Raw genomic sequence first — 244 nt, 5'->3', positions numbered from 1 at the left:
GTTGTCGTTCGTGAACGGGATCGGGTGTGATCTGCGGGCGGTGGAGGCGGGGCTGACGTTGCCGTTCAGCTCGGGAGCGGTGGAGGGGCACGTGAACCGGATCAAGATGCTGAAGCGGCAGATGTTCGGCCGCGCGGGCTTGGCTCTGCTCCGCAAGCGCGTCCTCCTGGCCGGGTGACCGTACGGCGAACCGGGTCGGTCCCGTGACCGTCCGTCAGCGCTGCACGGAAAGTGATCCAGAACC

Annotated in this window: 1 pseudogene; it reads left to right on the top strand. The window is 67.2% G+C overall.

Going from position 1 to position 244, the window contains the following annotated elements:
* Positions 1–178: pseudogene (locus ACTT8P_RS38690) on the top strand (ISL3 family transposase); the annotation flags it as partial.
* Positions 179–244: the final 66 nt, after the last annotated feature.

Origin of the sequence: Streptomyces sp. JW3 (assembly GCF_052216785.1) — a bacterium.
Lineage (GTDB): Bacteria > Actinomycetota > Actinomycetes > Streptomycetales > Streptomycetaceae > Streptomyces.
This window is presented reverse-complemented; position numbering and strand designations above follow the sequence as displayed.